Below are 7,866 nucleotides of genomic sequence, written 5' to 3' on the forward strand. Positions count from 1 at the left end.
AAAAACTATCGGTCTAATACCGTTATCATTATTAAGAGCACAAATTTAGGTGGTACCGCGATACAAGTCGCCCTAATTATATAATTAGGGACGGCTTTTTTTAATTGTAGAACAATATGCTAATTTTATAGTTATTTTAAATTATGAATAGCGATGATAAATATAAACAAATTGGAGGAACTAATTATGAAAATGTCAAATATGTTAGTATCAACATTAAGAGAAGTGCCAGCAGAAGCAGAAATTGATAGCCATAAGCTAATGCTTAGAGCTGGAATGATTAGAAAAATGGCTGCTGGTGTATATAACTATATGCCAATTGGTTTAAAGGTATTAAAGAATGTAGAAGATATAGTAAGAGAAGAAATGAATGCTGCAGGAGCTCAAGAATTTTTAGCATCAGCTCTTTTACCTGCTGAATTATGGCAAGAATCAGGAAGATGGGGAGTTTATGGAGCTGAATTATTCAGATTAAAAGATAGAGGAAATAGAGAGTTTTGTTTAGGACCTACTCACGAAGAAGTATTTACTGATATAGCTAGAAATGAAATAAAATCTTATAAGCAATTACCAGTTAATCTTTATCAAATTCAAACTAAATATAGAGATGAGAGAAGACCAAGATTCGGAGTTATGAGATCAAGAGAATTCATAATGAAAGATGCTTATAGCTTTGATAAAGACCAAGCAGGATTAGATGCTTCATATGATAAGATGCACGATGCTTACGTAAAAATATTCAATAGATGTGGAATAAATGCTAAGTGCGTTGCTGCTGATTCAGGAGCTATCGGTGGATCAAATTCAGCAGAATTTATGGTTAAATCAGAAGTTGGTGAAGATGATGTAGTATTCTGTACTTGTTGTGATTATGCAGCTAATATAGAAAAGGCTCCATCAACACCAGAGGTTGCAGAAGCTGAAGAATTAAAAGAAATGATTAAGACTGAAACTCCAAACATTAGAACAATAGAAGAGTTAGTTAAATTCTTTAATACTACTGAAAAGAAATTTGCTAAAACTTTAATCTTTAATGCTGATGGCAAGATAGTTGCAGTTATGGTTAGAGGAGATAGAGAAGTTAATGAAGTTAAAGTATCAAATGCTTTAGGTGGAATTGTAGATTTAAATATGGCTACAGCAGAAGAAGTTTTTGCAGCTACTAATGCTGGAGTAGGATTTGCAGGACCAGTAGGTATAAAGGTAGATACTTTATTAGTTGACGAGGAAGTTTCAAAGATGTTTAACTTTGTAGTTGGAGCAAATGAAACAGGATATCACTTAGAAAATGTTAACTATGGAAGAGACTTTGAAGGAACAGTTGGTGATTTCAGAAATATAACTATAGGAGAAAAGTGTCCAGAGTGTGGAGGAGAAGTTACTATTGCAAGAGGGACAGAAGTAGGTCATATCTTCAAGTTAGGAACTAAGTACTCTGAAGCAATGAATGCAACATTTATAGATGAAAATGGTAAAAATGTACCATTTGTAATGGGATGCTATGGAATAGGTGTTACTAGAACAATGGCTTCTATAATAGAACAACATCATGATGAAAATGGTATTATATGGCCACTTTCAGTTGCACCATATCATGTATCAGTAATTCCTGTAAATATTAAAGATGAAGCTCAAATGGAAATAGCAAATAAGTTATATAATGAATTAAGAGCTATGGGTGTAGATGCTATATTAGACGATAGAAATGAAAGACCTGGAGTTAAGTTTAAAGATTCAGAACTTATAGGAATTCCAATGAGAGTTACTGTTGGTAAAAAGATATCTGATGGAGAAGTTGAATTCAAATTAAGAGATGGGGAAATGGAAGTAATAAAAATTGATTCTGTTTTAGATGTTGTTAAATCTCAATTTGATAAACAAGGAGTAAGATTATAAGATAATAAAGCTTGATTCACTTAGTGGTGAATAAGTAAGTTTATAAAAAATTCAATTAAGGAGGTTTGAAGAGAATGAAAGTTTTTAATAGCTTAACTAGAAAAAAAGAAGAGTTTGTACCGTTAGAGCCAGGAAAGGTTAAGATGTATGTTTGTGGTCCTACAGTATATAACTTCTTTCATATAGGGAATGGTAGAACATTTATCGTTTTTGATACTATAAGAAGATATTTTGAGTATAGAGGATACGAAGTTAATTATGTTCAAAATTTCACTGATATAGATGATAAAATGATAAATAGAGCAAATGAAGAAGGAACTACAGTAAAAGAAATCGGAGATAAGTATATCTGTGAATATTATAAAGATGCAGATGGACTAAATATTAAGAGAGCTACTGTAAATCCAAGAGCTACTGAATATATAACAGATATTGTTGAATTTGTTAAGGGATTAGTTGATAAAGGATATGCTTATGCTGTTGATGGAGATGTATATTTTAGAACTAAGAAATTTGAAGCTTACGGACAATTAATAGGTCAAAACTTAGATGATTTACAAGCTGGTGCAAGAATAAATGTAGATGAGAGAAAAGAAGATCCAATGGATTTTGCTATTTGGAAGGCACGAAAACCAGGTGAGCCTGCATGGGAAAGTCCATGGGGACTTGGAAGACCAGGATGGCATATTGAATGTTCTTGTATGGCAAAGAAATTATTAGGCGATACTATAGATATACATGCAGGTGGTATGGATTTAACGTTCCCACACCATGAAAATGAAATAGCACAAAGCGAAGCCTTAACAGGAAAGAAATTTGCAAACTATTGGTTACATGCAGCATTCTTAAATGTTAATAATCAAAAAATGTCTAAATCATTAAATAACTTCTTAACAGCAAGAGATGCTTTAAAAGAATATGATGCAGATGTTATAAGATTTTTAATGCTTTCAGGTCACTACAGAATTCAATTAAACTTTAGCACTGAATTATTAGATTCAGCTAAAGCTTCAGTTGAAAGATTATATAATGCTATAGGAAACTTAGAAAGCTTAATTGATGAAGTTAAGTTAGAATCTATGACTGATGAAGAAAAGAAATATCTTGATAGCTTAGATTCTTATAGACAAAGATATATCGAAAAAATGGATGATGACTTTAACACAGCCGATGCAATTTCAGTTCTATTTGATTTAGCACGAGATGTAAATACAAATGTAACTATTAATTCGTCAAAAGAACTTTGTGAAAAAGCTTTAGAATTAATAAGAGAATTAGGTATGCCTTTAGGAATATTACAAAAAACAACTAAAGTAAGCTTAGAAGAAGAAGTTGAAGCTTTAATTCAAGCAAGACAGGATGCAAGAAAAAATAGAGATTTTGCATTAGCTGATAAGATAAGAGATGATCTTAAAGCTAGAGGAATAATTTTAGAAGATACTCCTCAAGGAGTTAGATGGAAAAAGGCTGACTAAGATTTAATTAATAATGGTAGAGTAATTAGAGTTAAGAGTTAATAATGAAGAGTTAAGAGTAAAAGAAAAGTAAGTTTTAGCCTTAACTTTTAACTCTTAACTTTTAAATTTTAATAGAAAATTACCATTGTTATAGATAGAGGTGAAAAATGTTACAAGATTATAGAGAAAAAGAATTTACACCTAAAGATGCTAGATTATTAAATCCACTTCAACTAGCTTTAATAGGAGATGCTGTTTATGAACTTTTTATTAGAAATTATATATTAGCTAATAACGTAGAATTAACAGCACATAAAATTCATGTAAAAGCTATTGGATATGTTAAAGCAAAAAGTCAATCTACTATTATGCACTTATTAGAAGAAGAATTGACTGAAGAAGAGAGTTATATCTTTAAAAGAGGAAGAAACACAAAATCTGCAACAGTTCCGAAAAATGCAGATGTAAGAGATTATAGAATGGCAACTGGTTTTGAAGCACTTATTGGCTATTTACATTTAATAGGTAATTATGAAAGATTAAATTACATAATGAATAAAGCCGTGACTACAGAACTTAATAAGAAATAAAGGAGAGTCTATTATGGCTAAAAGAGAAAACCCAAGAAGAAGAGAAAGAGAATTTAATAAATTTCAAGAGAAGCAAGCTAGAGCAGAAAGAAGAAGAGATTATTCAGATAACTACTCAAAGAGAAATAATGAAGCAATGCATGAAGAAATAAGAGAAGACTTAGTTTTAGGAAGAAATGCAGTTATAGAAGCCTTAAAAAGTGATACAACAATAGAATATTTATGTGTAAGCAAAGGTGACTTAGAAGGGTCAATAAAAGTAGTACTTAGTTTAGCAAAAGATAAAAATGTTGTAATTAAAGAAGTAGATAGAAGAAAATTAAATGAAATGTGTGGAGGAGCAAATCACCAAGGTGTTATAGCTAAGGTTACTCCATTTAAATATTCTGAAGTGACAGATATTATTAATCGTGCTAAGAGAAAAGGTGAAGATCCTTTCATAGTAATATTAGATGAAATAGAAGATCCTCATAATTTAGGATCAATAATAAGAACAGCAGAATTATGTGGGGTACATGGAATAATTATTCCAAAAAGAAGAAATGTTGGAGTAACTCCTACAGTGTATAAGTGTTCAGCAGGTGCTATTGAGCATATGAGAATAGCTAAAGTTACCAATATAAATGCGACGATTGACCAATTAAAGGAAGAAGGCATATGGATATATGGAGCAGATATAGATGGTAAAGATTTTAGCTATAATACAAACTTTTCTGGGGCATGTGCATTAGTTATAGGTAGTGAAGGTAGAGGAATTTCTAAACTTACACTAAAGAAATGTGATGTATTAGTTAAAATCCCTATGATTGGAAAAATTAACTCTTTAAATGCTTCAGTAGCAGGTGGTATAATGATGTATGAAGTATTAAAAGGAAGATTAACAAAATAATTGTTATATAAAGGTGTTCAATGTGAAAATTATATTTGTTGATGGTTACAATGTAATAAATAGTTGGAGTAATTTAAAGAGAGAAAAAGAAATTAGTTTAGATAGTGCAAGACAAAAACTAGTTGATATATTGCATAATTATGGAGCTATTAATAGATGTAAGATTGTTATAGTTTATGATGGACATAGAGTAACTGGTAATATTGAAAACAAATACGAACACAATAAAAACTTATTAGTTGTATTTACTAAGGATAGAGAAACTGCTGATGCATATATTGAAAGAGAGGTACATAATTTAGGGAGAAGATTTGAAGTTTATGTTGTAACTTCTGACTCCTTAGAGCAACAAACAATCTTTCAAAGAGGAGCTGTAAGAATATCAAGTATAGAGTTCTATAACTTAGTACGAGTTGATATTGAGAATGTAAAAAAAAATAGTAAAAAAGTTCATGTATCAGCTAAAAATACTTTAGAAGATAATTTAGATGAAGATGTTTTGAAAAAACTAGAAGCTATTAGGAGAAGTTAATAAATGGTATTGGGGGGTGGAGGAAGTTTATGAATGAAGAAAGAGATTTTAATTCTGTAGAATATTTCTATAAATGTGAATCAGAAGAACAAATAGTTGAAGAAGCTAAAAAAGGAAACAAAAGAGCTCAAGAGTTTATTATTTCTAAGTATGAGAATTTTGTTAAGGTTAAAGCTAAATCCTATTTTTTAATAGGTGCAGATAAAGAGGATATATATCAAGAGGGTATGATAGGCTTATATAAAGCAATAAGAGATTTTAATGGAGAAAAATCTACTTCATTTAGAGCTTTTGCAGAGTTATGTATTACGCGTCAAATAATAACTGCAATAAAAACAGCTACAAGACAAAAGCATATTCCTCTAAATACATATATATCTTTGAACAAACCTGTATCAGAAGAAGAATCAGATAGGACTTTATTAGACATAATATCTAGTATAAGAACAACTGATCCTGAAGAGCTTATTATAAGTCAAGAGCAAAAAGAGTTCATTGAAGAGGAAATTAATAAGGTATTATCAGACTTAGAAATTCAAGTATTACAATCTTATTTAGAGGGTAAGTCATATCAGGAGATAGCTTGTGATTTAGATAGGCATTCAAAGTCTATAGATAACGCTCTACAGCGTGTCAAGAAGAAGCTTGAAAAATGCCTTGTAAATAATAAATAATGTACTAATCTATATTGACAAAAAAAACAAATGCTAGTAAACTTTATAATTGGTATATTAAAGTGTAATACACTTTAATGCTCACGTAGCTCAGTCGGCAGAGCGTCGCCTTGGTAAGGCGGAGGTCGTCGGTTCAATCCCGATCGTGAGCTCCAATTATATACATTTAGAAATGCAAACGCTAGGCAAGGTGTATCTAAAGAAGTAAGGAGGAATTTCAAATGGCAAAGCAAAAATTCGAAAGAAGCAAACCACACGTTAACATTGGAACAATCGGTCACGTAGACCACGGTAAGACTACATTAACAGCAGCTATTACAACAGTATTAGCAAACAGAGGATTCGCTGAAGCATTCAACTATGCAGATATCGATAAGGCTCCAGAAGAAAAAGAAAGAGGAATCACAATCAATACAGCTCACGTTGAATACGAAACAGAACATAGACACTACGCTCACGTAGACTGTCCAGGACACGCTGACTATGTTAAGAACATGATCACTGGTGCTGCACAAATGGACGGAGCAATCTTAGTTTGTTCAGCTGCAGACGGTCCAATGCCTCAAACAAGAGAGCACATACTACTAGCTTCAAGANTTCAAAGTCTATAGATAACGCTCTACAGCGTGTCAAGAAGAAGCTTGAAAAATGCCTTGTAAATAATAAATAATGTACTAATCTATATTGACAAAAAAAACAAATGCTAGTAAACTTTATAATTGGTATATTAAAGTGTAATACACTTTAATGCTCACGTAGCTCAGTCGGCAGAGCGTCGCCTTGGTAAGGCGGAGGTCGTCGGTTCAATCCCGATCGTGAGCTCCAATTATATACATTTAGAAATGCAAACGCTAGGCAAGGTGTATCTAAAGAAGTAAGGAGGAATTTCAAATGGCAAAGCAAAAATTCGAAAGAAGCAAACCACACGTTAACATTGGAACAATCGGTCACGTAGACCACGGTAAGACTACATTAACAGCAGCTATTACAACAGTATTAGCAAACAGAGGATTCGCTGAAGCATTCAACTATGCAGATATCGATAAGGCTCCAGAAGAAAAAGAAAGAGGAATCACAATCAATACAGCTCACGTTGAATACGAAACAGAACATAGACACTACGCTCACGTAGACTGTCCAGGACACGCTGACTATGTTAAGAACATGATCACTGGTGCTGCACAAATGGACGGAGCAATCTTAGTTTGTTCAGCTGCAGACGGTCCAATGCCTCAAACAAGAGAGCACATACTACTAGCTTCAAGAGTTGGTGTTGACTACATCGTTGTATTCTTAAACAAAGCAGATATGGTTGACGACGAAGAATTATTAGAATTAGTTGAAATGGAAGTTAGAGAATTACTTTCTGAATACAACTTCCCAGGAGATGACATTCCAGTAATCAAGGGTTCAGCTTTAAGAGCATTAGAAAACCCAACAGATCCAGAAGCAACAGCTTGCATCATGGAATTAATGGATGCTGTAGACAGCTACATCCCAACACCAGAAAGAGCTACTGATAAGCCATTCTTAATGCCAGTAGAAGACGTATTTACAATCACTGGTAGAGGAACAGTTGCAACAGGAAGAGTTGAAAGAGGAGTTCTTCATGTATCAGACGAAGTTGAAATCGTAGGATTAATGGAAGAAAAGAGAAAAGTAGTAGTAACAGGAATAGAAATGTTCAGAAAGTTACTAGATGAAGCTCAAGCTGGAGACAACATCGGAGCATTATTAAGAGGTGTTCAAAGAACTGACATCGAAAGAGGTCAAGTATTAGCAAAAGTTGGATCAGTAAATCCACACAGCAAGTTCGTAGGTCAAGTAT

General features: G+C 32.6%; 7 protein-coding genes, 2 tRNA genes, 1 pseudogene and 1 other annotated feature (1 of these 11 running past the window's edge). All 10 genes and pseudogenes read left to right on the plus strand.

Annotated features, from left to right (window positions below; translation table 11 throughout):
* Nucleotides 1-78, plus strand: a binding site (T-box leader) (it extends 104 nt beyond the left edge of the window).
* 108 nt (nucleotides 79-186) lie between these two features.
* Nucleotides 187-1,896, plus strand: coding sequence for a proline--tRNA ligase (locus ARA56_RS12005; RefSeq protein ID WP_055267017.1), 1,710 nt, complete (start codon nucleotides 187-189; stop codon nucleotides 1,894-1,896).
* A gap of 74 nt (nucleotides 1,897-1,970) precedes the next feature.
* Nucleotides 1,971-3,371, plus strand: a complete 1,401-nt coding sequence (gene cysS / locus ARA56_RS12010) for a cysteine--tRNA ligase (RefSeq protein WP_055267019.1) — start codon at nucleotides 1,971-1,973, stop codon at nucleotides 3,369-3,371.
* Nucleotides 3,372-3,520: 149 nt separating this feature from the next.
* The gene (locus ARA56_RS12015; RefSeq protein WP_055267021.1) at nucleotides 3,521-3,943 is read left to right on the plus strand and encodes a Mini-ribonuclease 3; all 423 of its coding nucleotides are present in this window, start codon (nucleotides 3,521-3,523) and stop codon (nucleotides 3,941-3,943) included.
* A 13-nt stretch (nucleotides 3,944-3,956) separates the two neighbouring features.
* Complete coding sequence (rlmB, locus tag ARA56_RS12020) at nucleotides 3,957-4,832, plus strand: 23S rRNA (guanosine(2251)-2'-O)-methyltransferase RlmB (RefSeq protein ID WP_055267023.1); 876 nt, start codon at nucleotides 3,957-3,959, stop codon at nucleotides 4,830-4,832.
* Between the two features lie 22 nt (nucleotides 4,833-4,854).
* Nucleotides 4,855-5,364, plus strand: a complete 510-nt coding sequence (locus tag ARA56_RS12025; RefSeq protein WP_055267025.1) for an NYN domain-containing protein — start codon at nucleotides 4,855-4,857, stop codon at nucleotides 5,362-5,364.
* 29 nt (nucleotides 5,365-5,393) lie between these two features.
* On the plus strand, nucleotides 5,394-6,038 hold the full coding sequence (gene sigH / locus ARA56_RS12030) for an RNA polymerase sporulation sigma factor SigH (protein ID WP_055267027.1): 645 nt from the start codon (nucleotides 5,394-5,396) through the stop codon (nucleotides 6,036-6,038).
* Between the two features lie 79 nt (nucleotides 6,039-6,117).
* Nucleotides 6,118-6,193 (plus strand) — tRNA-Thr (locus ARA56_RS12035).
* Nucleotides 6,194-6,259: 66 nt separating this feature from the next.
* A pseudogene (locus tag ARA56_RS12040) lies at nucleotides 6,260-6,634 on the plus strand (GTP-binding protein); the annotation flags it as partial.
* Nucleotides 6,635-6,787: 153 nt separating this feature from the next.
* Nucleotides 6,788-6,863 (plus strand) — tRNA-Thr (locus tag ARA56_RS12045).
* Between the two features lie 66 nt (nucleotides 6,864-6,929).
* Nucleotides 6,930-7,866: elongation factor Tu (gene tuf, locus ARA56_RS12050; protein ID WP_242855951.1), on the plus strand; the 937-nt coding region annotated here is incomplete at its 3' end.

The organism is Clostridium disporicum, assembly GCF_001405015.1.
Lineage (GTDB): Bacteria > Bacillota > Clostridia > Clostridiales > Clostridiaceae > Clostridium > Clostridium disporicum_B.

What these genes read in the sequence shown, in the direction of transcription:
- cysS (WP_055267019.1), top strand. Translation starts at nt 1,971, where the DNA reads ATGAAAGTTTTTAATAGCTTAACTAGAAAAAAAGAAGAGTTTGTACCG.
- rlmB (WP_055267023.1), top strand. Translation starts at nt 3,957, where the DNA reads ATGGCTAAAAGAGAAAACCCAAGAAGAAGAGAAAGAGAATTTAATAAA.
- ARA56_RS12015 (WP_055267021.1), top strand. Translation starts at nt 3,521, where the DNA reads ATGTTACAAGATTATAGAGAAAAAGAATTTACACCTAAAGATGCTAGA.
- ARA56_RS12005 (WP_055267017.1), top strand. Translation starts at nt 187, where the DNA reads ATGAAAATGTCAAATATGTTAGTATCAACATTAAGAGAAGTGCCAGCA.
- sigH (WP_055267027.1), top strand. Translation starts at nt 5,394, where the DNA reads ATGAATGAAGAAAGAGATTTTAATTCTGTAGAATATTTCTATAAATGT.